This window comes from Marivivens marinus (assembly GCF_035969385.1).
In the GTDB taxonomy this organism is placed as follows: Bacteria; Pseudomonadota; Alphaproteobacteria; order Rhodobacterales; family Rhodobacteraceae; genus SELP01.
This window is the reverse complement of sequence record NZ_JAYKKJ010000002.1, coordinates 413,482-439,236: the sequence shown is the minus strand read 5'-3', so window position 1 is coordinate 439,236 and position 25,755 is coordinate 413,482. Positions and strand designations below refer to the sequence as shown.

The 25,755-nt window shown below is 62.3% G+C and carries 27 protein-coding genes and 1 tRNA gene; 16 read left to right on the top strand and 12 right to left on the bottom strand.

Annotated features, from left to right (window positions below; genetic code table 11):
* Positions 1–560 precede the first annotated feature (560 nt).
* The 6 genes from U3648_RS04765 to U3648_RS04740 are packed head-to-tail and all read left to right on the top strand — an operon-like array spanning position 561 to position 7,122.
* Positions 561–1,598: a rod shape-determining protein gene (locus U3648_RS04765; RefSeq protein ID WP_420858095.1), complete on the top strand. Its 1,038-nt coding sequence runs from the start codon at positions 561–563 to the stop codon at positions 1,596–1,598.
* A gap of 49 nt (positions 1,599–1,647) precedes the next feature.
* Entirely contained in the window at positions 1,648–2,565 is a 918-nt protein-coding gene (gene mreC, locus U3648_RS04760) for a rod shape-determining protein MreC (protein WP_420858094.1), read from the top strand.
* Complete coding sequence (locus tag U3648_RS04755; RefSeq protein WP_420858093.1) at positions 2,558–3,097, top strand: rod shape-determining protein MreD; 540 nt, start codon at positions 2,558–2,560, stop codon at positions 3,095–3,097. Before mreC ends, U3648_RS04755 begins: the two co-directional genes overlap by 8 nt.
* The gene (gene mrdA / locus U3648_RS04750) at positions 3,094–5,034 is read left to right on the top strand and encodes a penicillin-binding protein 2 (protein WP_420858092.1); all 1,941 of its coding nucleotides are present in this window, start codon (positions 3,094–3,096) and stop codon (positions 5,032–5,034) included. Before U3648_RS04755 ends, mrdA begins: the two co-directional genes overlap by 4 nt.
* A 12-nt stretch (positions 5,035–5,046) precedes the next feature.
* Positions 5,047–6,186 carry a rod shape-determining protein RodA gene (gene rodA / locus U3648_RS04745; protein ID WP_129681670.1) on the top strand — a complete coding sequence of 380 codons (1,140 nt, stop codon included), beginning with the start codon at positions 5,047–5,049 and terminating at the stop codon, positions 6,184–6,186.
* Between the two features lie 3 nt (positions 6,187–6,189).
* Positions 6,190–7,122, top strand: coding sequence for a 2-hydroxyacid dehydrogenase (locus tag U3648_RS04740; protein ID WP_420858090.1), 933 nt, complete (start codon positions 6,190–6,192; stop codon positions 7,120–7,122).
* Here U3648_RS04740 and U3648_RS04735 read toward each other — a convergent pair.
* Complete coding sequence (locus U3648_RS04735; RefSeq protein ID WP_420858089.1) at positions 7,119–8,144, bottom strand: LacI family DNA-binding transcriptional regulator; 1,026 nt, start codon at positions 8,142–8,144, stop codon at positions 7,119–7,121. The genes U3648_RS04740 and U3648_RS04735 overlap by 4 nt on opposite strands.
* A 119-nt stretch (positions 8,145–8,263) precedes the next feature.
* On the opposite strand from U3648_RS04735, the gene U3648_RS04730 reads away from it, so the two are divergent.
* Positions 8,264–8,340: transfer RNA gene (locus U3648_RS04730), tRNA-Arg, on the top strand.
* Positions 8,341–8,345: 5 nt separating this feature from the next.
* Here U3648_RS04730 and U3648_RS04725 read toward each other — a convergent pair.
* The gene (locus U3648_RS04725; protein WP_420858088.1) at positions 8,346–8,858 is read right to left on the bottom strand and encodes a hypothetical protein; all 513 of its coding nucleotides are present in this window, start codon (positions 8,856–8,858) and stop codon (positions 8,346–8,348) included.
* Between U3648_RS04725 and U3648_RS04720 the strand changes: the two genes are divergently transcribed.
* Positions 8,848–9,303: a hypothetical protein gene (locus U3648_RS04720; RefSeq protein ID WP_420858087.1), complete on the top strand. Its 456-nt coding sequence runs from the start codon at positions 8,848–8,850 to the stop codon at positions 9,301–9,303. The two genes, U3648_RS04725 and U3648_RS04720, sit on opposite strands and share 11 nt — an antisense overlap.
* Before the next feature lie 3 nt (positions 9,304–9,306).
* On the opposite strand, the gene U3648_RS04715 is transcribed toward U3648_RS04720, so the two are convergent.
* Entirely contained in the window at positions 9,307–10,011 is a 705-nt protein-coding gene (locus U3648_RS04715) for a winged helix-turn-helix domain-containing protein (RefSeq protein WP_420858086.1), read from the bottom strand.
* Positions 9,983–10,264 carry a hypothetical protein gene (locus U3648_RS04710; protein WP_420858085.1) on the bottom strand — a complete coding sequence of 94 codons (282 nt, stop codon included), beginning with the start codon at positions 10,262–10,264 and terminating at the stop codon, positions 9,983–9,985. Before U3648_RS04710 ends, U3648_RS04715 begins: the two co-directional genes overlap by 29 nt.
* A gap of 169 nt (positions 10,265–10,433) precedes the next feature.
* On the opposite strand from U3648_RS04710, the gene U3648_RS04705 reads away from it, so the two are divergent.
* The 3 genes from U3648_RS04705 (at position 10,434) to U3648_RS04695 (ending at position 12,848) form a co-directional block, all read left to right on the top strand.
* Positions 10,434–10,883 (top strand): hypothetical protein, encoded by a 450-nt coding sequence (locus tag U3648_RS04705; protein ID WP_420858084.1) that lies wholly within the window; start codon positions 10,434–10,436, stop codon positions 10,881–10,883.
* 127 nt (positions 10,884–11,010) lie between these two features.
* The gene (locus U3648_RS04700) at positions 11,011–11,649 is read left to right on the top strand and encodes a ribonuclease HII (protein WP_420858083.1); all 639 of its coding nucleotides are present in this window, start codon (positions 11,011–11,013) and stop codon (positions 11,647–11,649) included.
* A gap of 89 nt (positions 11,650–11,738) precedes the next feature.
* Complete coding sequence (locus tag U3648_RS04695; protein WP_420858082.1) at positions 11,739–12,848, top strand: site-specific DNA-methyltransferase; 1,110 nt, start codon at positions 11,739–11,741, stop codon at positions 12,846–12,848.
* A gap of 94 nt (positions 12,849–12,942) precedes the next feature.
* On the opposite strand, the gene U3648_RS04690 is transcribed toward U3648_RS04695, so the two are convergent.
* On the bottom strand, positions 12,943–14,079 hold the full coding sequence (locus U3648_RS04690; RefSeq protein ID WP_420858081.1) for an alkane 1-monooxygenase: 1,137 nt from the start codon (positions 14,077–14,079) through the stop codon (positions 12,943–12,945).
* A 64-nt stretch (positions 14,080–14,143) separates the two neighbouring features.
* Positions 14,144–15,202 (bottom strand): A/G-specific adenine glycosylase, encoded by a 1,059-nt coding sequence (mutY, locus tag U3648_RS04685; protein ID WP_420858080.1) that lies wholly within the window; start codon positions 15,200–15,202, stop codon positions 14,144–14,146.
* Between the two features lie 65 nt (positions 15,203–15,267).
* Here mutY and U3648_RS04680 point away from each other — a divergent pair, with 65 nt between their 5' ends.
* The 3 genes from U3648_RS04680 to U3648_RS04670 are packed head-to-tail and all read left to right on the top strand — an operon-like array spanning position 15,268 to position 17,552.
* Positions 15,268–15,798, top strand: a complete 531-nt coding sequence (locus tag U3648_RS04680; RefSeq protein ID WP_420858079.1) for a DUF721 domain-containing protein — start codon at positions 15,268–15,270, stop codon at positions 15,796–15,798.
* A gap of 9 nt (positions 15,799–15,807) precedes the next feature.
* Positions 15,808–16,431, top strand: a complete 624-nt coding sequence (locus U3648_RS04675) for a thioredoxin domain-containing protein (RefSeq protein ID WP_420858078.1) — start codon at positions 15,808–15,810, stop codon at positions 16,429–16,431.
* Positions 16,428–17,552 carry a CaiB/BaiF CoA transferase family protein gene (locus U3648_RS04670; protein ID WP_420858077.1) on the top strand — a complete coding sequence of 375 codons (1,125 nt, stop codon included), beginning with the start codon at positions 16,428–16,430 and terminating at the stop codon, positions 17,550–17,552. Before U3648_RS04675 ends, U3648_RS04670 begins: the two co-directional genes overlap by 4 nt.
* Here U3648_RS04670 and lpxK read toward each other — a convergent pair.
* The 4 genes from lpxK to U3648_RS04650 form a co-directional block, all read right to left on the bottom strand.
* Positions 17,549–18,559, bottom strand: coding sequence for a tetraacyldisaccharide 4'-kinase (gene lpxK / locus U3648_RS04665; RefSeq protein WP_420858076.1), 1,011 nt, complete (start codon positions 18,557–18,559; stop codon positions 17,549–17,551). The genes U3648_RS04670 and lpxK overlap by 4 nt on opposite strands.
* The gene (locus U3648_RS04660; RefSeq protein WP_420858075.1) at positions 18,556–19,782 is read right to left on the bottom strand and encodes a 3-deoxy-D-manno-octulosonic acid transferase; all 1,227 of its coding nucleotides are present in this window, start codon (positions 19,780–19,782) and stop codon (positions 18,556–18,558) included. The genes lpxK and U3648_RS04660 overlap by 4 nt, the downstream gene beginning before the upstream one ends.
* A gap of 101 nt (positions 19,783–19,883) precedes the next feature.
* The gene (locus tag U3648_RS04655) at positions 19,884–21,074 is read right to left on the bottom strand and encodes a TIGR03862 family flavoprotein (RefSeq protein ID WP_420858074.1); all 1,191 of its coding nucleotides are present in this window, start codon (positions 21,072–21,074) and stop codon (positions 19,884–19,886) included.
* Positions 21,071–22,381, bottom strand: coding sequence for a mechanosensitive ion channel family protein (locus U3648_RS04650; protein ID WP_420858073.1), 1,311 nt, complete (start codon positions 22,379–22,381; stop codon positions 21,071–21,073). The genes U3648_RS04655 and U3648_RS04650 overlap by 4 nt, the downstream gene beginning before the upstream one ends.
* Before the next feature lie 44 nt (positions 22,382–22,425).
* On the opposite strand from U3648_RS04650, the gene U3648_RS04645 reads away from it, so the two are divergent.
* On the top strand, positions 22,426–22,749 hold the full coding sequence (locus U3648_RS04645; protein ID WP_420858072.1) for an HNH endonuclease: 324 nt from the start codon (positions 22,426–22,428) through the stop codon (positions 22,747–22,749).
* On the opposite strand, the gene U3648_RS04640 is transcribed toward U3648_RS04645, so the two are convergent.
* Together U3648_RS04640 and U3648_RS04635 are read right to left on the bottom strand one after the other, a co-directional pair.
* Positions 22,746–23,351, bottom strand: a complete 606-nt coding sequence (locus tag U3648_RS04640; RefSeq protein WP_420858071.1) for an enoyl-CoA hydratase/isomerase family protein — start codon at positions 23,349–23,351, stop codon at positions 22,746–22,748. The two genes, U3648_RS04645 and U3648_RS04640, sit on opposite strands and share 4 nt — an antisense overlap.
* Positions 23,348–24,097, bottom strand: a complete 750-nt coding sequence (locus U3648_RS04635; RefSeq protein WP_420858070.1) for an SDR family oxidoreductase — start codon at positions 24,095–24,097, stop codon at positions 23,348–23,350. The genes U3648_RS04640 and U3648_RS04635 overlap by 4 nt, the downstream gene beginning before the upstream one ends.
* A 123-nt stretch (positions 24,098–24,220) precedes the next feature.
* Here U3648_RS04635 and U3648_RS04630 point away from each other — a divergent pair, with 123 nt between their 5' ends.
* Positions 24,221–25,726 (top strand): DUF2125 domain-containing protein, encoded by a 1,506-nt coding sequence (locus U3648_RS04630; protein ID WP_420858069.1) that lies wholly within the window; start codon positions 24,221–24,223, stop codon positions 25,724–25,726.
* The last annotated feature ends 29 nt before the right edge of the window (positions 25,727–25,755 follow it).

Below are 25,755 nucleotides of genomic sequence, written 5' to 3'. Positions count from 1 at the left end.
TACACAGACATTCAATCCGTCGATAAACAGACCAAACCGCCCACGTATCTCTTCAAATCATAAATTGTCAAAAAGCAACCACACAGAAAAAACCAACCGACCCGCGCCTTACTTACTTGGCGCGCACCGCCCGTTCTGACCTCTGTGTGATCCGCGTTCCTTCCGTCTAGCGTCCGGTTCCGCGTCCCGTTGGCACCTCAGCGCCGCCGGTGAGGGGGTATCTACGGATTACCGTGGGGGGCCGCAAGAGGATTCGAGCAAGAATTTTCGTTTTTCTGTCACTTTTTTCGAAGCGCCTTGTTTTAAAGGGCTTCGAGCGTCTTCCCATGCGGGTCGGTGGTCAGTGCGCTTACATTATATATATACCCACTCTCAGGGCATGGAGTTTTGCCGTTACCCCTTATCTGCGGCCACACCCGAGTCGGGACAGCGGATTGGTGCCGAGTCAGCCCCGTTTCCGCCCTTTCGTCAGCGCCGGGTGGCCCATATAAGGATCACCGTCCCGGGCCGGTGCCGAGTCGCGGGGCTGTCTTGGCATGGTAGAATAGGAAGACCCCATAATGGCTGGTTTCGGAGGCTTGTTTTCGTCGGATATGGCGATTGACCTGGGGACGGCGAACACCCTCGTCTACGTGAAGGGCAAGGGGATCATCCTGTCCGAGCCCTCGGTTGTGGCCTATCACGTCAAGGATGGCGTGAAGAAGGTTCTGGCCGTTGGTGAAGACGCCAAGCTGATGCTGGGCCGAACCCCGGGCAGCATCGAAGCAATTCGGCCGATGCGCGACGGGGTCATCGCGGACTTCGACGTGGCCGAAGAGATGATCAAGCATTTCATTCGCAAGGTTCACAAACGCACGACCTTCTCGAAACCAAAAATCATCGTCTGCGTCCCGCATGGCGCGACTCCGGTCGAGAAACGGGCCATCCGTCAGTCGGTCCTGTCCGCCGGGGCCCGCCGGGCCGGGCTGATCGCAGAGCCGATCGCCGCAGCAATCGGCGCGGGCATGCCCATCACCGACCCGACCGGCAGCATGGTTGTCGACATCGGCGGCGGCACCACCGAGGTGGCTGTCCTGTCGCTGGGCGATATCGTCTATGCCCGTTCCGTCCGCGTTGGTGGCGACCGCATGGATGAGGCGATCATCAACTACCTGCGCCGCCAGCATAACCTGCTGATCGGGGAATCGACGGCCGAACGCATCAAGACATCCATCGGAACCGCGCGGATGCCCGACGACGGGCGCGGCGCGTCGATGCAGATCCGGGGTCGTGACCTGTTGAATGGGGTTCCCAAGGAAACCGAGATCAGCCAGGCCCAGGTGGCCGAAGCGCTGGCCGAACCGGTTCAGCAGATCTGCGAGGCCGTGATGACGGCGCTAGAAGCGACCCCGCCCGATCTGGCCGCCGATATCGTGGACCGGGGCGTAATGCTCACCGGGGGCGGCGCCCTGCTGGGCGAGCTGGATCTGGCGCTGCGCGAACAGACCGGCCTTGCGATTTCCGTCGCCGATGAATCGCTCAACTGTGTGGCACTTGGGACCGGCAAGGCGCTGGAGTATGAAAAACAGCTTCGGCATGTCATAGACTACGACAGCTGATCCCCGGCCGGTTCGGGGACCAGAACCCAGGCAGGGAAAGACGCACCCCTTGGCACGCGACCGCAACAGCGACGAGGTATATGTCCGCCCGATCCGGCGATTGCTGGTCGGTGTGCTTGTACTGTTCATGCTTGCCGTCTTCCTGATCTGGCGGATCGACAGCCCGCGCGTGGAACGGTTCCGCGCGACGGTGATCGACCGGGTTGTGCCCTCGTTCGACTGGGCCATGGCGCCGGTGAATGGCGTGGCCCATCTGATTTCCGATTTCCAAAGCTACCAACGGCTTGCCGAACAGAATCAGGAACTGCGGCGCGAATTGCAGGACATGAAGGCCTGGCGCGAGGCAGCGATCCAGCTGGAAGAAGAAAACGCCAAGCTGCGTGATCTGAACAACGTGCGGCTGGACCCACAACTGACCGCCGTGACCGGCGTTGTGCTTGTCGACAGCGGATCGCCGTTCCGCCAGTCCGTCCTTCTGAACGTGGGCGCGCGCGACGGGATCATCGATGGTTGGGCCACGATGGACGGCATCGGGCTGGTCGGGCGGATTTCGGGCGTGGGCAATACGACGAGCCGGGTTATCCTGCTTACCGATACATCCAGCCGGATCCCGGTCATCATCCAGCCGTCCGGGCAGCGGGCGGTTCTGGTCGGGGACAACACAATCACCCCGCCGATCGAATTTCTGGAAGACCCCGATCAGGTGCGCCCCGGTGACAGGGTCGTTTCTTCGGGTGATGGCGGTGTCTTTCCCGCTGATATCCTTGTCGGGCAGGTCGCGCTGGGGTCTGATCGGCGGTTGCGGGTTCGTTTGTCGGCCGATTACGAGCGGCTGGAGTTTTTGCGCGTGCTGCGCAACCACCCGCGCGAATCCATTTCCGATCCTGGCGGCCTTCTGGCCCCGGTGACCCCGCCGCCACTTCCCCTTGCCGAGGGAGCGACTGAGGCGGAGGCAACGGATGGTTGATACCCCGACCCGTCAGCGCTGGATCGGTCGTGGCAGCTTTCTGCTGTTGTGCTTTGCGCTGGTGTTCTTTCACCTTCTGCCGCTGTCGACCATGCCGCCCCGCTGGGCCCCGCCAGATTTCCTTCTGGCCCTGACCCTTGCCTGGACCGTGCGCCGGCCGGATCTTGTTCCCGTCGGATCGGTGGCGGTCGTCTTTTTTCTCACCGACATGCTGTTCCAACGCCCACCGGGTCTGATGACAGCGCTGGTTCTTCTGGTGACCGAGGGGCTGCGGGCGCGATCGGCGTCAATGCGGACGCTGCCCTTTCCACTTGAATGGCTGACGGTCAGTTTCGCCATCGTGGGGCTTGTGTTCCTGAACCGGGCCGCCCTTCTGATCGTCATGGCGGACCGGGCGCCCCTGACCCCGACGGTCATTCAGATGGTGATGACAATACTCGCCTACCCGCTTGTGGTCGCGCTGTCCTATCTTATCTTTGGTGTGCACCGCCCTGCGCAGGGCGAGGTGGACGCCTTCGGGAGGCCGGTATGAGACGCCCGACGCGGGACACGGCGGAAAGCAACCGCAAGATCGCCCGACGGACGCTGGTCCTTGGGGGGATCCAGCTTGGCGTCGTTGGCGCGCTTGGGCTGCGGATGCGGTCGATGCAGATTGAACAGGCCGATCAATATCGCCTGCTTGCCGATGAGAACCGGATCAACATCCGCCTGCTGCCCCCCGCGCGCGGGCTGATCTTTGACCGCACGGGCGTGCCGCTTGCCGACAACGAACAGAATTACCGCATCGTCATGGTGCGGGAGGATGCAGGCGACATCGACGATGTCCTGTCGCGCCTGCGCAGGCTGGTGCCCCTGTCCCCCGAGGATATGGAACGCGCCAAGGAAGAAATGATGCGCCGGTCGCCCTTCGTCCCGGTGACGGTGGCCGACCGGCTGTCGTGGGAAGATATCGCGCGTGTCACTGTGAACGCGCCTGCCCTGCCTGGTGTCATCCCCGAGGTGGGTCTGAGCCGCGTCTATCCACTAGGCGCCGATTTTTCGCATGTGGTCGGCTATGTCGGTCCGGTGTCGGACTATGACCTGTCCCGGATCGACGATCAGGATCCGCTGTTGCAGATCCCCCGGTTCCAGATCGGCAAGACCGGGATCGAAAACAAACTGGAACACACCCTGCGTGGCAGCGCAGGCACACGCCGGATCGAGGTCAACGCGCTTGGCCGGGTCATGCGCGAACTGGACCGGCAGGAAGGCATCCCCGGCAAGGATATACAACTGACCATCGACGCGCGCCTTCAGACCTATGTCGAAGGACGGCTGGAAGGCGAAAGCGCCGGCGCGGTGGTCATCGACCTTGAAAACGGCGATCTGCGCGCAATCGGGTCCGCCCCGGGGTTTGACCCAAACCTGTTCGTCCGCGGGATCAGCGTCCGCGACTGGAACGCCCTAAACGAAAACATCTATCGCCCGCTTGCCGCAAAGGCCTATCAGGGGACCTATCCGCCAGGATCGACGTTCAAGATGGTGACCGCACTGGCCGCGATCGAAGACGGGCAGCTGGACCCCGAAGAAACGGTATTCTGTCGGGGCTATACCGAAGTGGCGGGCACCCGGTTCCACTGTTGGAAACGGGCCGGGCACGGCAACGTAAACCTGCATGAAAGCCTTAAGCAGAGCTGCGACTGCTACTACTACGAAATCTGTCAGCGGGTCGGGATCGACAAGATCGCCGAAATGGCCCGGCGGCTGGGGCTTGGGATCGAACATGACCTGCCGCTGTCTGCGGTTCAGGCCGGGCTGGCCCCGGACAAGGAATGGAAGGCACGCACCCGTGGCGAAGACTGGCGCATCGGCGACACGGTCAATGCTTCGATCGGGCAAGGGTACGTTCTGGCATCTCCTTTGCAACTTGCGGTCATGACTGCTCGGATTGCCACCGGACGCTCTATTTCCCCGCGACTGGTCTTGGCAATCGACGGGATCGAACAGCCTTCTGGCGCGGGGGACTCGCTCGGCCTGAATGAAAATACCCTGCGCCGTGTCCGGCAAGCCATGGATGCGGTCGGCAACCATAGCCGGGGCACTGCCTATGGCAGCCGGATCATAGAGGCCGACATGCGCATGGCCGGGAAGACCGGCACCAGCCAGGTGCGCCGGATCACCGCCGAAGAACGGGCCCGCGGCGTCACCCGAAACGAAGATCTTCCGTGGGAACGCAGGGATCACGCCCTGTTCGTGGGCTTTGCCCCGGCAGATAATCCGCGCTTCGCGGTTTCGGTCGTGGTTGAGCATGGCGGCGGCGGGTCCACGGCCGCGGCCCCCATCGCGCGCGATATTATGCTTCAGGCCCTCTACGAAGGCCCGCCCCCGCTGTCTGCCTATCCGTCGAACGTGCGCAGCCGCATCCGTGCCCAGCAGGACGCGCTGGAGAGCCGCGTGCCGCCCGGCGCGATCCCGGCAGACCGGGCCTGACGGGGATATGCGATGAGCTATCTTGAGTATAACGCCAAATACGTCCCCACAGGACCGCGCAAGATTCTCTACCTGAACTGGGCGCTGGTGATCCTGCTGACGGCGGTCGCCTCTGCCGGGTTCCTGATGCTCTATTCCGTGGCCGGTGGGTCTGCGGAACCGTGGATGGACGCCCAAATGAAACGATTTGCGGTCGGCATGGTCGCGATGGTGATCGTGGGGATGATCCCGATCTGGTTCTGGCGAAACGTCGCCGCGCTTGGCTATGTCGTGGCGCTTGTCCTTCTGGTGATGGTCGAATTCTTCGGCGAGGTCGGCATGGGTGCCCAACGATGGATCGACATCGGCCCGTTGCGATTGCAGCCCTCGGAATTGATGAAGATCGCGCTGGTGATGATTCTGGCCGCCTATTACGACTGGTTGCCGATGAACAAAGTATCCCGCCCGATCTGGGTGCTTCTGCCGGTGGCAATCATCCTGATCCCCACCGCGCTGGTCCTGAAACAACCCGACCTTGGCACCTCGCTTCTATTGTTGATGGGGGGCGGGGCGATCATGTGGTTGGCCGGGGTCCACTGGGCCTATTTCCTGACGGTCATCAGCGCAGGCGTCGGCGTGATCGTGGCCGTGTTCCAAAGCCGCGGCACAAGTTGGCAACTTTTGAAGGACTATCAGTTTCGCCGGATCGACACCTTTCTGGATCCCGCCGCAGACCCGCTGGGGGCGGGCTATCACATCACGCAGGCCAAGATCGCGCTTGGCTCCGGCGGGTGGACCGGTCGCGGCTTCATGCAAGGCACGCAATCACGGCTGAACTTTTTGCCCGAGAAACACACCGACTTCATTTTCACCACCCTGGCCGAGGAATTCGGGTTTGTCGGGGCATTCGCGCTCTTGGTTCTTTATGCGTTGATCATCGGGTTTTGCGTGGCCTCCGCCCTGCGGAACAGGGACCGGTTCGCGTCGCTTCTGACCCTTGGGATCGCGGTCACATTCTTCCTGTTCTTCGCGGTCAACATGGCCATGGTGATGGGGCTTGCCCCGGTTGTGGGCGTGCCGCTGCCGCTGGTCAGCTATGGCGGATCGGCCATGCTTATTCTTCTATTGGGGTTTGGATTGGTTCAGTCCGCTCATGTCCATAGACCGAGGTAACAGATGGTCAATATCCTGTTCTCTGCCCACGATGACCGGTGGGAGGTCTATAAGACAGCCCTGCCCATGGCCCTTGCCGAGGCGGGGATCGAAAACGTGACCCTGTCGCGCGACCTGCCACCGTCGGATGTGGACTACATCGTGTTTGCACCGAATGGCCCGGTCAAGGACTTCGCGCCCTACACCCGCTGTAAGGCGGTCCTGTCGCTTTGGGCCGGTGTAGAGACTGTTGTCGGCAATCAGACACTGACCCAGCCGTTGTGCCGGATGGTCGACGATGGGTTGAAGCAGGGGATGGTTGAATGGGTCACTGGCCATGTTCTGCGCCATCACCTTGGAATGGATCGTCACATCCTTGGACAGAATGGTGAATGGCGGCCCGAGGCCCCGCCGCTGGCCAAGGATCGCCCGATCACCATTCTGGGGATCGGTGAACTGGGGCTGGCCTGCGCCGACGCCTTGCGCGCGCTCAATTTCCCGGTTCGGGGATGGAGCCGGTCGGAAAAGACCCGCCCGGGGATCGACTGCTTCCATGGCAAGAGCGGGCTGACCAAGGCACTGACCGGGGCGCAGGGCGTCGTTCTGCTGCTGCCCGCAACCCCGGCGACCGAGAACATCCTGAATGACCGGACGCTTGCCTGCCTCGCACCGGGGGCCTTCATATTGAACCCCGGGCGCGGCCCGCTGATAGACGACGCAGCCCTGCTGGCCGCTCTGGACAGTGGGCAGGTCGGCCATGCAACGCTGGATGTGTTCCGGGTCGAACCGCTGCCTGCCGAACACCCCTATTGGGCGCACCCACGGGTGACGGTCACGCCGCATATCGCCTCGGAAACCCGGGCCGATACGTCATCACAGGTGGTTGCGGAAAACATCCGGCGAGGTGAGGCGGGGGAGCCGTTTCTATTCGTCGTGGACCGCGGGGCGGGTTACTAACCCCGGCGCAGCGTATCGCCGAAGGAGAGGGTCGGCGAAAGCTCGATCCGCTCGCCTTCGACCTCGCCACTGGCGTCCTGCCGGTTCGCGATAATTCGGGCGGCGGCCTGACCGATCTCGCGTCGGCAGGCGTCCATTGTGGCAAGGTGCCGCGGCAGACCTTCCAAAAGCTCGACACCGTTGAACCCGGCAAGCCCGATCTGGCCGGGCACGTCGATACCCTTCTCCAACAGATACAGAAGCCCGCCGGCCCCAATCATATCATTGGAATAATACAGAAAATCGAGGTCCGGCGTGCGTGACAGCATCGCCTCTGTCATCTCGCGGCCTTTGGCCAAGGCGGACCCGCCGGAATAGAATTCCTGATCCGCAATCTCGATCCCCGCTTTGGCCAACGTCCGGGTGAAACCCTCGAACCGTTTCCGTGCGCGGTGGTCTAGCGGCATCTTGGTGCCCATAAACCCGATCCGGCGGTAGCCTGCGTCGATAATGGCCTCGGCCATCTTCCGGCCCGCGCGGCGATGGGAAATGCCGACGCAGCTGTCGACCGGCTCGCCGTCCACATCCATGATCTCGACCACCGGGCACCCGGCCTGCGCCAGCATCGCGCGCGACGCTTCGGAATGCTCAAGGCCCGCAATGATGACCCCGGACGGTCGCCAGGACAGCATCTCGAACAGCACCTTTTCTTCCTTTTCGGGAAGATAGTCGGTCACGCCGACGACGGGCTGCAGCGGGGTGCCCTCCAGCACCTCCGAGACCCCTGCGAGAACCTCGGGAAAAACCATGTTGCCAAGGCTGGGAATGATGACGGCGACAAGGTTCACGCGCTGGCTGGCCAATGCCCCGGCGATCTTGTTGGGGACATAGCCCAACCGTTTCGCCGCTTCCTGAACCTTGGTCCGGGTCGTCTCGCTGACATCCCCTTTATTGCGCAGAACGCGGCTCACCGTCATTTCACTGACACCGGATGCTTCCGACACATCCCGGAGCGTCAGCGGGCGCTTGCTTGGCGGTTTCACGTCAGGATTTCCCGTATCTTGTCCCTCTGTTCCTAGTTAGCCCCTGTTGACGGCATTGTAAAAGCCCTTCGACCGCCAACGTTGACCTTGGAAAAAAAGGCGGGCAATGAAGGGCCCGTGGCCCCGTGGCTCAACTGGATAGAGCAGCCCCCTCCTAAGGGGCAGGTTACAGGTTCGAATCCTGTCGGGGTCACCAAGTCGCTATCTGGACAGCGCCTCGATCATCGGGGTTGGGTCGGGAAAGCGTTCGCGCCCCTGCCATTGCATCAGCACCTCGATCGGCTGGCCGTTCACCCCGATAAAACTGCCCGAGATGTCGCCGCGGAACCGCATGTATTTTTCGGCGACCACTCCGAAACTGTCAGACAGGAATTGGCGGCCATCCCGATCACATAGAAACTGCCCAACCCCGGACCCATCTTCGTTGCGGACCGTCTTGCCTTCGCAATCCATCGAAAGCCGGTCGTTCCAGTAGAAGAAATTCGAATCCCCGTTTGGGCGCCCGACAATAAATCCGTAAAGCACGATGATCTCGCCATCTTCCAACCGGAAGACGGTGGTCGCGAACAGCGCAATGCCGCCGACCCGCTCGCCTAGATAGTTCTGGCGCGGCACATCCCGGACCCGCGGTTCGGTTGGTAACAAAACCTCTGCCCGCAGCGGGGAAAAGAGGCTCAGGCAGACGAAGAGGCTACTCCAGAAAATGCGCGCCAATGTGTTACCCCCGCTCAATGGTTTTGTCCGCCCGGTTGCATCAGACCGGTTTCCGGGCAAAGTCTTGTCCAAGTTACCTGTTCCGAGTGCCATGACAAAGCCCGCCATCGACCAAATGCAGGAAGTCGCGATCGCAGAGATCGCAACGGGCGATCCGCACAGGATCCGGCTGGTGGTGCAGAAACTCGCCAAGGGGTGGCCGGAAGAGAAGGCGCTGACACTTTGTTTTGCCCTGACTGCCGCCGCCTCCCATTTCGAGGACCTGATGCGCCCGACGGGACGCATGCAGGATGCCGCTGCGAAAGCCTACAAAATGGCGGCCCTGGTTGCGGCGGATATTCTAGCGATCGAGGCGATGGGGCTGGCCCCGGCCCGCGCGCGAGACCTTTTGATCTACTGGAAAAGGGTCGATCCCTACTTTTTGCACCCCGAAGGTCGGAAATAGCGCTCAGACCATCCGGATCACGTCCTTGTCGATGGCAAGGACATAGCCACGGCGCGCGATGTTTTTGACCAGCAGTTCCGACATCATCTGGTTGCCCAGACTGTCGCGCAGCCGCTTGATCCGCGTTGCCCCGGCCGCTTCTTCGCAATCCACCTCGGATCGGCCCGAAATCACCGCCTCGATCTGGGCTCCGGTCAGGATCTCATCGTCCATGCGTGCCTCGGCCAGGACGGACAGGGTTTCGATGGCCGCATCCGTCAGCTTGAACTCGAAGTTATTCAGCAGCACAACATTCTGATCCCGGCTGATAAGCAGGGAATTCACCTCGATCCCCTTGCGTTCGATCTGGCCCATGCGCCGGTTAAGCACGATCAGCATGACAAGAAAGGCAACCGCCGCGATCAGAAGAGCGGTCGAGAAGACCAGAAGCACGAAGATCACGAACCGGTAGCTGTCCAGCGTTTCGGAAAACGCGGTGCCCGACTGCGCAAGAATCTCCAAAAGCTTGATTTCCGCCTGCGCCGTAAGGTCGTCATTTTCCACGAACAGGCGTTCGACCCGTTCGTTGAAGGCATTTGCGTCCGGCAGGTTACTGAACAGAACGACTGCCGCCACCGCCAGAACGCCGACAATCGCCGCGATTCCGCCGACGACAACCCGGTTTCCAGTCGTGCGCGCCTCAATAGCGGAGGTAGAATTCTCCTGCACTCGCTTCCCTTTCCTCAAGTCCGCTGTCGTCGAAGGTGTCCAGCACATTCAACAGTTGCCAGCCGCCTTGGGCAAGCCGATCCTGCAATTGCGCCTCGGCATTGGCAACGGTGCAGTCCCCGCTGATCTCGGCAACACCGTAGTGAAGCCGAAGCGGACTGTCCTGTTTTGCCTTGTAATCCGCATAGCACGCGGCAGCCGCGCCGTTCGCGGCCACACCAAGCAACAGGGTAAGGGCGAGTAGGTTTTTCATGGCCCCACACTGTGCATGGGATGCGCTGATATTCAATATCGGATCGGGTCCGCTCTGCGATATCGCCTAGCGAGGCCCGGTTATTGCCTGACCTCGCCAACCCAGCCGAACGTCGTTTCATCGAACAGCGCGGTTGTATCCGTTGCTTCACCTGATGAAAGGAACTGCCATGAAACGGCCCCTGATCGCTTCGCTTCTCTCCGCCACAATCGCGTTTTCCTCGGTTGCCGCCACACCCGTGCGGGCCGGGAACGACGAAGACCTTCTGAAAATCCTGCTCGGGATCGCGACGATTGCCATTATCGCGGATGCCGCCAACGACCGGCGCGACCAGTCGCAGCAAACCAACGGCGGGCAGGACTGGAACCATCACGCCATTCCGGCGCGCCAGCGCGTCCTGCCCTCCCAATGCGTTGTCGAGGTCGACGCTCGTCGGGGGCGCGATGTCACGATGTTGGGTCGTCGCTGCATGGAACGGAATTATCGCTGGGTGAATCGACTGCCGGAACAGTGCGAAATGACCGTGGAAACCCGGCGGCACGACCGGAACGGATACAACATCCATTGCCTGCGCCGCGCTGGATACGAAATCGGTCAACGGCGCGTCCGGTCAAACTAGCACGAGGTCGAGCAGTGGCGCGGCATCCCCATCTTGCCGCGCCACCCCCGGGGCGGAAGGGTCGGGCATGGCCTTCCGCCCCAACTTTTTGGTTGCGGCACCGCGTTCGGTCAGGGCAGTCAGGGGCATGGCCAGAACCGCCCCCGATATGTCGTTCGAAACCGCCGCGCAGGCCCGCGGGCTGGCCCGCGTCGCCGGTGTGGACGAGGTTGGCCGCGGCCCGCTGGCCGGGCCAGTCACTGCGGCGGCGGTTATCCTGCACGCGGACCGGATTCCCGATGGCCTGAACGACAGCAAGGCCCTGACCGAGAAGCGGCGTGCGGCGCTATATGACATCATCCTGCGCGATGCCGAGGTGTCCATCGCCCACGCCACCGTTGAAGAGATCGACAGCCTGAACATCCTGCGAGCCTCGCATCTGGCCATGGAACGCGCGGTTGCCGGGCTGCCTTTGCCGCCCGATCACCTGCTGATCGACGGCAACATGATCCCGCGCGGCCTGACCCAATCCGCCGAAGCGATCGTGAAGGGTGATGCCCGATCCCTGTCGATTTCGGCGGCCTCAATTGTGGCAAAAGTGTGCCGCGACAGGCTCATGGTGGGATTGGCGCAACAGTTCCCCGGCTACGGGTGGGAAAAGAACGCCGGATACCCCAGCCCGGCCCATAAAGAGGCCCTTCAAAATCTTGGTGTGACCCCACACCATAGACGGTCGTTCAAACCGGTGCACAATATCTTGTATCAAGGCAAAACAGTAACCCCTTGATTCAAAAAAGCTTTTGACAGCGAATCGGGTCTGACTCATTCTTGGCCTCAATCAACGAGCGGACAAACCGCCGGGATCAGAGGCAGAAAATGACGACGAAAACCAAGGAAAAGGGCGCCGCCGCGCTCCCGCTAAACACGATTCTTTCCGGGGACTGCATCGAGGTGATGAACAGTCTGCCCGAGTGTTCGGTCGACCTGATCTTTGCCGACCCGCCCTATAACCTGCAGCTGCGCGGCGATCTGCACCGCCCGGACAATTCCAAGGTGGACGCGGTCGACGATCACTGGGATCAGTTCGACAGTTTCAAGGTCTACGACAACTTCACCCGCGACTGGCTCGCCGCTGCCCGCCGGATCCTGAAGCCCAATGGCGCAATCTGGGTGATCGGCAGCTATCACAACGTGTTCCGCATGGGCGCCGAGTTGCAGAACCAGGGGTTCTGGATCCTGAACGACGTGGTCTGGCGCAAATCGAACCCGATGCCGAATTTCCGGGGCAAGCGTCTGACCAATGCCCACGAAACCCTGATCTGGGCGTCCAAGTCGGAAGGCGCGAAATACACGTTCAATTATGAAGCCCTCAAGGCGATGAACGACGGCGTGCAAATGCGGTCCGATTGGGTGATCCCGATCTGCACCGGGCATGAGCGCCTGAAGGATGACAACGGCGACAAGGCCCACCCGACGCAAAAGCCCGAGGCCCTGCTGCACCGGGTGATGGTCGCCACGACGAACCCCGGCGACGTGGTTCTGGACCCCTTCTTTGGCACCGGCACCACCGGTGCGGTCGCCAAGATGCTGGGCCGCGAATTCATCGGGATCGAACGCGAGGCCGCCTACCGCAAGGTCGCGGAAAAACGCATCGCCAATGTCCGCAAATTCGACAAGGAAGCGCTGGAGGTCTCCACCTCCAAGCGGGCCGAACCGCGCGTTGCCTTTGGTGTGCTGGTTGAACGCGGGATGCTGCGCCCCGGTGAAGAACTCTGGAGCATCAATGGCCGTCATAAGGCCAAGGTACGCGCCGACGGGACGCTGATCGGGTCCGACATCAAAGGGTCGATCCATCAGGTTGGCGCCCATCTCGAAGGCGCACCAAGCTGCAACGGCTGGACCTACTGGCACTTCAGGCGCGATGGCCAGCGGGTGCCGATTGATCTTCTGCGCCAGCAGATCCGTGCCGAGATGCGCGAACACTGATCCAGAAGTTTACCGAAATACCGCCGGTGCCTGTGGCCTGTGAAACCACGGCACGAACTCCCCGCCGTGTTCTACGGCGGGGTTTTTTGTTCCGTCAGCGCGGCATCGGGGTGGTGCCCGCCTTGTAGGGCTCCCAATCCGTGATCTCGGGGTAATAGCGCGCGCGCCAGTTGCGAACCCGCGGGTTCATCACCCGCCGCCACAGGGGCGGAACAAGTGCGGCCAGCGTCATGATCGGATAGCCGAAGGGCAGCTGCGGGGCATCGGCATCGTCATAGGTTTGCAGCAGCGGGAACCGCCGGTCGGGTTTATAGTGGTGGTCCGAATGACGTTGCAGGTTGATCAGCAGCCAGTTGGACGCCCGGTGATCCGCATTCCACGAATGGCGCGGCAGAACATGTTCGTACTTCCCTTCGCCAAGATGCTTCCGCGTCAGCCCGTAGTGTTCGACGTAGTTGACCAGTTCGAGCTGAAACACCGCCCAGAAGGCCTGTGTCGCGAACAGGAAGACGCCCCACCAACCGCCGATCAGAAGGGCCAGAATGACAAACCCGGCCTCAAGCGCCCAATAACGCCAGAACGGGTTGGTCGGATGCCACCACGGCAGGGATTTGCGGGCCAGCATCGCCTGTTCGGCCCGAAAGGAAGACACAAGGCTTTCGCGAAGCACCCTTGGGAAAAACCGGTGGAACCCTTCGTTATAGCGGGCGGTCACCGGATCGCGGGGGGTGCCGACATATCGGTGATGCACCAAGAGATGTTCCGACCGGAAATGCCCGTAAAGGACCGACCCCAGAAGGATATCGCCCAGCCAGCGTTCGAACCGGTTTCTCTGGTGCATCAATTCGTGGCTGTAGTTGATCCCGATGGTGCCGGACACCACGCCCAGAACCGCGAACAAGGCCCATTGGCTGATGCCGTTCAGATGGTCGGTTCGGGTAACATAGGCGAGAATGCCAAATATGGTCAGCAGTTGCAGCGGCACCCAAATCAGCGTGACCAATTGATACCAGAACAGGCCCTCGGGCGGGGTATCCAGATCGGCGTTGTCAGAGTAACGGCCAAGGATCGCGTCCAGCCCGGAGAACAGATACCACGTCGCCAGTGGCAAGAGCGCGATGGTCCAACCGCCCTGCGTCGCACTGATCCATGCCAGCGGGATCAACCCGAGTGACAGCCAGAACGGCAGGGCCCGCGTAATCCGGGACATCTGCTCTGCGGGAACGATCATTGGAACACCTCCACACCCTTCGACCGCCATAGCCTAGCGCTAAAGGCCAGACTTGCCCAAGCGGTCAATTGCCGCCTTGCGCAAGGTCAAAAACCTTCCGCATGACCGTTGGCAGATCGGAGGGGCGAAAATCGGGCGGGTCCAAGAAATCGCCGCGCGCCGGGGTGCGATCCAACGGAACAGTCGCCTTCATCACTGTCAGCCGCAGGTGGAAATGGGTGAATGTGTGCCGGACCTCTGCCCCGATCTCGCGCCATTCGCCGCGGATCGGTGGGGCCGGGTCCGGCGGGACCTCGGCCCAATCAGTGCCGGGCCAGCCGAGCATCCCGCCAAGCAGCCCGCTGTCGGGCCGCCGCTCCAGCAGATAGGCGCCGTCGATGCGGCGGGCGACATAGGCAATCCCCCGGCGAACGGGCTTGGCCTTCTTCGGCTCCTTGCGGGGCAGGGTCGATGCCGTGCCCTGCGCCCGTGCCTTGCAAGGAACACGCCAAGGGCAGATGCCGCAGGCAGGGTTCTTCGGGGTGCAGATCGTCGCGCCAAGGTCCATGACCGCCTGGGCATAGTCGCCGGGCCGGTCCGTGGGGGTCAGGACGGCGGCAAGGTCCGTCAGTTCTGCTTTGGCGGTAGGTAAGGGTGTGTGCACATCATGCAGTCGCGCCATCACCCGTTCAACGTTGCCATCCACCACGGTCGCCGGTTCGTCAAAGGCGATCGCCGCGATGGCGGACGCGGTATAGGGGCCGATACCGGGCAGCGTGAGCAGCGCCGCGCGCGTGTCCGGAAACACGCCGCCATGATCCGCGACGACAACCCGCGCACATTTCAGAAGGTTCCGGGCGCGGGCGTAGTACCCAAGGCCCGCCCATTCGCCCATCACATCGGCATCCGCCGCCGCGGCCAGATCGGCCACTGTGGGCCAACGGGCCGTGAACCGGTGAAAATAATCGCGCACCGCGGCCACGGTGGTTTGCTGCAACATCACCTCGGACAACCAGACGCGATAGGGATCGGGCCGGATGCCCGCCTTGCGGTCTGACGGACCGATCCGCCACGGCATCACGCGGGCATGTCTGTCGTACCATTCCAGAAGATCGGCGCTGTGCGCCCTGACCTCGTCACGCAATGTTTATGCCCCTGTCCGCATGGTTTCGCTGGCACCTTCCGCCAAGGGGTCTAGAATAGTGCGCGATGGACAAAACGCCACGGCATAAAGGAACCACGCGCGGGTTTTCGAGGGTCGCAACGCTGACCCAGTCGCGGATTCGCAAGGCGTCGGAAACCCGTGGATTCGCGCAAAGCCGCCTGTTGACCCATTGGGTCGAGGTTGTGGGCGAAGGGATCGCCGCCATCGCCCGCCCGGTTGAGGTTTCTTATGGTCGGGGCGGTCTTGGCGCGACGCTGACGCTACTGACGACCGGCGCGCAGGCCCCCATGCTGGACATGCAAAAGGACGCCATTCGGGAAAAGGTCAACGCCTGCTACGGCTACAACGCCATTGCCCGGATTCGGGTGACCCAGACCGCACCAACCGGCTTTGCCGAGGGCCGCGTCGAATTCACGCCCGCCCCGAGACGCACCGCGCCGCCCGAAGCCGACCCCGAGGTCACGGCGCAGGCGGCGGAAATCGCCACTGGAATCGACAGCACGGAATTGCGACTTGCACTTGAACGGCTGGCATCCAATGTTCTGACCAAATCGAAACGCAATCAAAATACGTAAGGCCGAGCCATGAACCGTCGCACCCTTCTTGCCAGTACCGCAGCCGTTTTCGCGCTGGGCACCCTCCCCAGCTTTGCCCAGGAAGCAGAGGAAGCGCCTGCATCGCGCGTGATCGAAATGACGATGGGTGCTGAAGACGCCCCGGTGACTGTTCTGGAATACGGGTCGTTCACCTGCCCGCATTGCGCAAGCTTTCATGCGGATTTCTTCAAACAGATGAACACCGACTACATCCAGACCGGGAAAGTCCGCTTCATCTACCGCGAACTGGTCCGCAACCGGGTGGATATCTGGGCCGGGATGCTGGCGCGCTGCGGCGATCCGATGCGCTATTTCGGGGTCAGTGACCTGCTGTTCGACAATCAGGAAACCTGGCTGTCCTCCGGCGACCCTGTGACCATCGCGGACGAGTTGCAGAAGATCGGTCTTGCCGCAGGCTACAGCGCCGACGATCTGGATGCCTGTTTTACCGATGCCGAACTGGCGCAAGAGATCCTTGCCACCAGCGAAGCGAATGCAGAGGCTGACGACATCACCGGCACGCCCACGGTCTTCATCAACGGAGAACGGCAGCGGCTGACCAACTATGCCGATTTTGCCGCCGCGATCGACGCAGCCCTGCCCGCAGAATGACCCCGCTTGCTGGCCTGAAGGTCGTCGAACTGGCACGGATTCTGGCCGGCCCTTGGGCTGGCCAGACCCTTGCCGATCTGGGGGCCGAGGTCATCAAGGTCGAAAGCCCTGCGGGGGATGACACCCGAACCTGGGGACCTCCGTTCATCGAACGGGACGGCGACAAGTCGGCCGCCTATTTCCACTGTTGCAATCGCGGCAAGAAATCCGTCTGCGTCGATTTCCGCACCTCTGAAGGGCAGGAACAGGTGCGCAGGCTGGTGGCTGACGCCGACGTCGTGATCGAGAATTTCAAGGTTGGCGGTCTGTCCAAGTATGGTCTGGACTTCGCCAGTCTCTCCGCCACCAACCCCGGCCTGATCTACTGTTCGGTCACCGGGTTCGGTCAGGATGGCCCCTATGCCCACCGGGCCGGATACGATTACATCATTCAGGGCATGTCCGGGCTAATGTCGATCACCGGGGAACCAGATGGCCAACCGCAAAAGGTCGGCGTCGCGATCACCGATATCTTCACCGGGGTCTATGCTGCCACGGCCATCCTTGCCGCGCTGCATCAACGTGGACAGACCGGCAAGGGGCAGCACATCGACATGTCACTGTTCGATGTCGCGACCTCGATCACTGCGAACCAGGCGATGAACTACCTGTCCACAGGCACGCCGCCGATGCGCATGGGCAACGCCCACCCGAACATCGTGCCTTATCAGGTGTTCGATTGCTCGGACGGGTTCATCATCATCGCGGTTGGCAATGACGGGCAGTTTGCCAAGCTTTGCTCGTTGTTGGGATGCCCTGAACTCGCCACCGACCCGGCCTATGCGACCAACGCGGATCGCCTTGAAAACCGGGCGGCCCTGATTGATCTGCTGATGGTCAGAACCCGGGGCTGGACCAAGGCAGAGCTATTGGCCGGATGTGAAGGTGCTGGCGTGCCCGCCGGGCCGATCAATGACATGGGAGAGGTCTTTGCCGATCCGCAGATCGTGCACCGGGGAATGCAAATCACCCCGGACGGCTTGCCGGGCGTCCGGACGCCGATCACCTTTTCCGGGGCACAGTTGTCGCTGGCCGACGCCTCGCCCAAGCTGGGGGAACATCAGGCCCTTCTGGACGACTAGGTCTTGGGGGTCAGCCCGATTTGGCCCAGCGCGGCATCAAGCGCCGACCAATCGTCCAGTTCAAGCCGGACCGGCAGGCTTAGCACCTTGGGGCGAAAACTGTCGGGCAAACGGACCGCGTCTTTTTCCGTGGTGACAAGTTGCGCCACGCGGGCCTTCCCCTCGACCTCCAGCCGGGTCATCAGGGCTTCGGTCAGGGGCTGGTGATCGGTCAGGGCCTCGGCCCGGATAACCTCGGCCCCAAGGTCGCGCAGAGTGGCAAAGAATTTTTCGGGGTGGCCGATCCCGGCAAAGGCGAGGACGCGCATCCCCTGCCAATGCATCCCGGTTTGCAATGGGCGCAACGCGCCGGTCACATGCGGCATGGCCACGGGAACCGCGCTGCCACAGCGGTCGCGAAATCCGGCCTGATCTGACGGGCTGCCAATGGTCAGAAGCAAATCCCCCCGGGACAGCCCGACGGCCACCGGTTCGCGCAGTGGTCCCGCCGGAATGCATCGCCCGTTGCCAAACCCTTTTCGTGCGTCGACGACGATGATGGACAGATCCTTTTGAACCGCCGGGTTCTGAAACCCGTCATCCATCAGGATCACGTCGGCGCCCGCGTCCTCGGCGGCGCGTATTCCCGCCGCGCGGTCCCGCGCAATCCATGTAGGTGTGAAGGCCGCCAGCAAGAGCGGTTCGTCCCCCACGTCGGCGGCCTTGTGCCCGCGTTCGTCGACCCGAACCGGCCCTTCCAACCGGCCGCCATGACCGCGCGACACAACGTGCACGGCCAGCCCCCAGCCGGTTAGTCGTTGTGCAAGGGCGATTGTGGTCGGCGTCTTTCCCGTGCCGCCCGCGTTCAGGTTTCCGATGCAAATGACTGGAACCCCGGCCCGGTATCCCGGCCCGCGCCGCAACCGCCGTGCGGTTGCCCAACCATAAAGCCATCCAAGCGGCGCCAGCACCCGTGGCCATAGCCCGGGCCTGTGCAGTGGCCTGAACCAGAACAGCGGCGTTTTCATGCGGCCTCCTCTGGCAAGTCTCTGGCGATCAGCCGGGCGGCCCGGTTTGTGGCACCGGCCCCGCTTGAAATCACCTCCCAAGCCGCATGGGCGACAAGGGCGGCCTTGTCCGGGGCAAGAAGCGTTTCCACCGCCTGTCCCAACTCTTCCGCAGTTCGAATGGCCCGGGTCGCGCCCACGGCATCCAACTGCGCAAAACGGCCGGGGTGGGGCGTTGTCAGGGGGCCGTGGATAGTTGCCGATCCAAGCGCCGCCGCCGCAAACGGATCCGGGCTGCCACCACCGACAAGCGTGTTGCCCATATAGGCGATGGGGGCCAGCCGATACCAAAGGCCAAGTTCAGGCCCATCGTCAGCCACCAGAATTTGGGTGCCCTCTGTCAGGTCGACACCGGTGCTGCGGCGCACGACCTGAAACCTCATCGCCTCGAAGCGTTCCGCAATCTCGGCCCCTTCTTCGGGATGGCGGGCATCGAACACCAGCATCAACCTGTGCGCCCGGCGGGCGGCCTGACGATGCGCGGCGGCGATCTGGTTGACCTCCGCCAGCGTCGCTGACGCCGCGACCCAGACCGGCCGGGTCCCAAGGGCCGCGGCAAGATCGGCCCTGTCATCCTCTCGGCAAGAGAGAATTGGCGCGCCTTCATCAAGCCGCCCTGTGACCTCGATCCGGTCGCCCTTGTCAGATGTCAGTCGGGCAAGCCGGTTTCGGGTTTCCGCATCGACGGCAAGAATGTGATCGAACCGGTCAAGAACCGGCCCCGCGATCCGCGAAAACCACCACGACCCGATCCCCATGCCCAGGCTTTGATCGCGGGCATCCAGCAGAAGACGCCGTGCAATCCGATCATCGGTTTCGACAATCAGACCAGGTTCAAGCGCCCCACCCACCCAAACGAGTGTATCGGGCGCCCAATGATCGATGAACCGCGCCACCCCCGCCGGCGTCGGAGCGGGTTCCTCGAGGAACAGCATGTGGGACGGGCTTCCATCATCCTGAATGACCTCTCCCCTGGGAAGGGTCGCGACAAAGGCGAAAGGGTCGCCGTCCGCACGGATCGCTTCGGCAAGGGCGACCGCGGCGGGGATACGATCCGCCCGCTGCAGGCGAAACCAGATCACACGACCGGCCGGGCGATCGGGCCAATCTGCGCCGCCCCGGCCCGTCCGTTCGCCGGACCCGCGCAGCGCCAGAAAGGCCGCAAGTGTCAGGGACCGTGCCATGATGTCAGCCGCAACAGACCAAGATTAGCATCCGGCGTCGATGGTCGGCACGCGCTGTTGCTGTCACGGTCAGCTCCTTCCCGGTGGGCATGGGCGACAACCTATGCGCCGCCCGATGCATCGGCAAGAGAGGCCCCTGCATGAGCCGCCGCCGCCCGCCCGGCCCAGCGCCCGGTGGCAAGGCAGCCGGTGATCAGATAGCCCCCGGTCGGAGCCTCCCAATCAAGCATTTCACCCGCGCAGAACACGCCGGGGCGATTCTTCAGCATCAACCCTTCGGTCAGGGCCGAAAACCGGACACCGCCCGCGGTCGAGATCGCTTCGTCCATGGGGCGGGGACCGTCAAGGCGCAGGGTCAGCGCCTTGATCACGGGGGCAAAGTCATCGGGAAACGGGCGCCCGAATTCGTTGAGAAGGGCCAGTTTCACGCCCTGAAGCCCAAGCACCTTGCGGAGGTGATTTGACAGGCTTGACTTGCCGCGCGCACGTGCCAGACCGGCCCGAACCTCTGCGACCGTCAGATCGGGGCAGAGATCGAGGAAAAGATCGGCCCCGTCACGCACAGCGCGCGACACCGCGTAGATACCACCGCCTTCAATACCCCTCGCTGAAACGACGAACTCACCCCGTTCAACCACGTGACCGGCATGAAGGGCACAGCCCTTCACCGGCGCCCCGAAAAACGGTTCCATATGTGCCGACCACTCCACCATGAACCCCATGTTCGCCGGGGCGAAGGGGGCAACGGACCCCTCTGGCAAGTGCTCAATCCAATCCCCCCGTGATCCAAGCCGCGCCCAGCTTGCGCCGCCCAATGCCAAAACCGTTGCGTCTGGCGTCAGCTGCACCGGACCGTCGGGAGTGTCGAACCGCAGCGCCACACCGTCAAAGCCGGTCCAGCGCCACCGTGTCCGCAGGTCTACTCCAAGATCGGCCAGCCGCCGCAGCCATGCCCGCAATAGCGGCGACGCCTTCATGACCCTCGGAAAGACCCGGCCCGTCGAACCGACGAAAACCTCTTGCCCGAGACTTTCGGCGAACTCGATTACCTGTTCTGGCCCGAAGGATCGCAGGATTGGGATCATCGCCAGATCAATCACCCCGTAGGCGGCGATGAACTGGTCCATCGGTTCAGATTTGGTCAGGTTCAGTCCCGATTTCCCGGCCATCAGGAATTTTCGGGCGACAGAGGGCATTGCCTCGGTCACCGTGACCCGCATCCCTGCCTTGGCCATCTCCTCGGCCGCGGCCAGACCGGCGGGGCCCGCACCGATCACAAGTCCCTGAGTCACGAGGTCTTCGGCATGTCCGGGACAGCGCCCCGGAATTCGACAACACGATGCGGATAGGGAATTTCGATTCCGGCGTCTTTCAGCGCGTTCCAGACGATGAACCGGATCTGGCTGGTGTATTTGTTGCGGCCATCGTCGATTCCGTTGACCCAGAACTCGATTGCAAAGTCGATGCCACTATCCCCAAACCCACGCAGTTCGCAATCGGGCGCATCAGGTTCGGTCAGGACGGCGGGGTGCTTGGCCACTGCCGCTTCGATGATGTCCGGCACCTTGTTGATATCGGTGTCGTAGGAGACCGAGAATTCCACCTCGTAGCGGTTGGCAGACCCCTGATCGGAATAGTTGACAACCCGTGTCGTGATGAAATGCTCGTTCGGAACGACGATCCAGCGGCCATCAAACGTCTCAAGGATCGTGACCCGCATGGTCATCTTGACGATGGTCCCGGCTTCGCCCCCATCAAGTTCCACGTAATCGCCAACCGTCGCCTGCCCTTCGAGCAGAAGGATAATGCCCGAAATGAAGTTCGACGCGATCTGCTGCAGGCCGAACCCGATCCCGACACCGACGGCCCCGCCAAGAACGGCAAGCGAGGTGAGGCTGACCCCCATGATATTCATCAGGACAAGGAAGGCCGCGCCAAAGATCGCAATTTCTGCCGCCTTGATGGCCAGTTGCCGGGTCGCCGGCCGCATGTCTTCCTGTTGCTTCAAGATCTGGGTCGATTGTTCGTTCGACCAGCGCCCGAACCAGAAGATGATGCCGCCGACAACGATAAACTTCGAAAGCCACCAAAGATCAAATGACAGGTTGCCAAGTGGAACAACGGTTGATTCCAGCTTCTCCGTCACGAAGGGCCACAGCCCAAGCGCATAGGCCGCGCCAGCCGGAATCAGGACGTAACGCCCAAGGAACCGCAAAAACGGGTCCGATAGCATGTCGCGGGCAAAGGCCCGGATCGCAAGGAACAGGAACACCCGCTTGCCAAAGGCGATGACCGCGCCGGACCCAAACAGCGACCGGGTGACGCTTTCGCCGATTGCGGTGAACGCATAGGCCGCGAGCGGCAAGACCAGCGGCAGGAACATAAGGACAAAGCGGCGCGCCTTGGCGATGATCGAAGTGTCATCGTCCTTCGGCGTCAGGATGCGTTCGACCTGCGGCGTCACGTGCTTGTTGACCAGAACCGCCGCCACATAGGCCGCCACCAAAAGCCCGAATTGCGACCATGCCGCAGGCGACAGAAGCCATGCCTTGGCGATCTCCCACCCGTCCATCGCATATTGCTGAAGCTGTTCGATCATCGGTCACCCACCACTTGCCAACCAAGCTATTCGTGCCATCCTCCATGCCTGTTCCCGCATGTCAGGACAAGCCCGTGACCACGCCAGACCCGATTTGCGCCCTGTGCGGCCGTCCTATTCCCGAAGGTGTTGCGCAATCCCGCCACCACCTCGTGCCCCGGTTGAAAGGTGGCAAAGGGGGCGAGACGGTGCTGTTACACCACATCTGCCACAAGGAAATACATGCCAGCCTGTCCGAGGCGGAATTGGCCCGCGACTACAACACGCCCGAGGCCCTGCGCGAACATCCCCGGTTGGCCCGTTTCATCGGTTGGGTCCGCAAGCGCCCGCCGGGGTTCCTGTCGCGCACGCCAGGCGGCCGACGCTAGCGCTGGATCAACCTTTTTATGCTCGCAATATGGACCGGATCGGCGGCGAGGGCGTCGGTTGCGATGATCCGCGCCTCGGCCAGCGGGTCGTCGGCAATCCGGTCGATCAACCCGAAGGACAGCGCTGTTTCAGCATCAATCTTCTGCCCACCCATCAGCAGCAGTTTGGCCCGCGCCGGTCCGACAAGCGCCGCCATTCGGGCCGGGTCTGACGGTTGCGGAAGAAAGCCCAGCTTCATGACCGGGTAGAAGAACTTTGCCCCGGCAACCGCGATCCGAAGATCGCAGGCGAGGGTCATTCCGAATGCCCCGCCCGCTAGGGTGCCATTCAGCGCGGCGATGGTGAGGCCCGGCAAGGCGGCGATGGCGCCCGACAACCGTTCCCACACCGGATCGGTTGCCAACCCGGCCCGGGCCTCGTCCAAATCGGCCCCGGCACTGAACACCTTGCCCGCGCCGGTCAGAATCAGGACCTTGGCCGCCTGCGCCTCCTCCGCGATATCGGCAAGGTCGCCCAGCATTGCGCGGGTCAGCGAATTGGCCTTGTCCGGCCGGTTGATCTTGGCAACCCAAAGGTCACCGTCCTTGTCCAGCCGGATCATGCGACACCGACCTTCCGCCGAATATCCGGGTCACGCAGGGACACGTCATCGCCCAGCCACCCATCGGCCTCGGCCCCGCACATCCAGACCAGCGCCTCGGCCGCCCACTCGGGCGGGATATGTTCGGACCAATCCAGTTTTGCGACCGGACCAAGGCCAGACTCCTTGATCTCACGCTGCATCTGCGTGGCGACGGTACCCGGCGACAGACCCAATGCGCGAATTCCCTGCGCCCCGTATTCCTTGTGCAAGGATCGGGTCAGCATGTAGGCCCCGGCCTTTGACGCGCAGTAGGCAGACCAGTTGTCGACGGGGCTATGGGCGGCCCCCGACGACACGGTCAGGATTGTTCCGGCCCCGGCCTTCAGCATCACCGGCAGGGCCGCCTGCATTCCGTAGAAGACACCCTTGAGGTTCACATCAATCGTGCGGGACCACTGGTCCGGGTCCGCGTCGGCGATGGGTGCCATGGGGTCGATCATCCCGGCATTGCCGATCAGGATGTTGAGGCCACCAAACCGTTCAACTGTTTGGTCCACTGCGCGATTTACCGCCGACCGATCGGCCACATCGCAGGGGATGGCCAGCGCCGAAGGTCCGATCCGCGCGGCAAGCGATTCGATCGCTGCCGTGCTGCGGGCAAGAAGCGCCACCTTTGCCCCCCTTGCGGCAAAGGCAAGCGCGGCGGCCTCTCCGATACCGCGGCTGGCGCCGGTGATGGCGACAATCTTTCCATCAAGGGTCATGGGTGACTTCTCCGTTGCTTCAGTCCGGGCCGGTTCGGGCGGCCGGGTCCAGAATTCCCCACCTTGACCCCGGGAGCAAGGCAGAGGAACCTTTGTCCAACAGAGATTGGAAAGGATTACCCCATGTCACCAAATCATTTCATCCGTAGTTCCGCATGTGTTGCCGCCCTTCTGATGGGCACATCGGCCATGGCCGATGTCACCGCGGAAGAGGTCTGGGCCAACTGGATGGCGCAGATGGAGGTCTACGGTCAGGACGGCATTTCGGTCGGGTCGCAAACCTATTCGGGTGGCGTGCTGACGATCAGCGGGCTGTCAATGAACATGGTCAACGAAGAAATGACCGTTTCGGCCAATTTCGATGACATCACCCTGACCGAGAACGGCGACGGAACCGTGACGGTTGTCATGCCCGAGGTCACGCCGATGACCATCAACCCCACCGGCGAAGTCGATACCGACCGTATCGTCCTGACCATTCGGACCGCCGGGGCCAAGATGAATGTCTCTGGCACCCCCGACGCGATGCAATACGACACCAGCGCCGACCGCTATTCGATCACCGTTGATGAAGCGCTGGAAGGCGGCGAACCCATGCCTCTGACGCTTCAGGCCAACATGAACGATGTGTCGTCGCGGCAGATGGTGACCGAAGCCGACGGCATGCGCACGACCGATGTCGAGATGACGGCTGCCTCTTTCGATATCCTTCTCGCCGCGCAGGACGGTTCAGAGAACTTCGACCTGTCCGGGCAGGTAACGAATATGGCGCTGTCCGGCGGATCGACGATGCCCATGGACTATGACCCGACGCGCCCCGAAGAGATGTTCATGATGGGGTTTGCGACGAACCTCGACTACACCGCCGGGTCGTCGAATTTCATCATGGCCGTGACGGATTATTCCGGCACGACGAACATCGCCACCACCTCTATGGACAGCAGCTTTGCCCTATCCATGGACATTGACAATTTCGGCATGAGCTTCGGGGCCAAGGATGTTGCGGTCAACGTCATGGGCGGACAGGTTCCCTTCCCGGTCGATCTTGCCCTCACGGAATATGGTGCCAGCATCGACATGCCGCTGACCCGGACGGAAGAGCCTGCGCCCTTTGCCATGTCGATCAACCTGACCGATCTGGCGGTGAACGACATGATCTGGATGATGCTGGACCCGGGCAGCATGCTGCCGCACGATCCGGCCACAGCGCAGATCGACCTGACAGGCACCACAAAGCTGTTCTTTGACATCCTTGATCCGGAACAGGCGATGGCGATGGAAAACGCCGAGGTTCCCGGCGAATTGCATTCGCTGACCCTGAACAAGCTGAACCTGGCGATTGCCGGGGCCATGGTGACCGGACAGGGCAGCTTTGACTTCGACAACAGCGACATGATGACCTTTGGCGGAATGCCGCGCCCTGAAGGCAAACTGGACCTCGAAGCCAAGGGGATCAACGGGCTGATGGATACGCTGGTCGCCATGGGCTACATGCCCGAGGATCAGGTCATGGGCTTCCGCATGATGATGGGGATGTTTGCCAATGTCGTAGGCGACGACCACCTGACCTCGACCCTCGAAGTCAACTCCGAGGCGCATGTCCTCGTGAACGGACAGCGCATCCAGTAACCCTGTCCCAAACACTGCGGCCCGCCCTG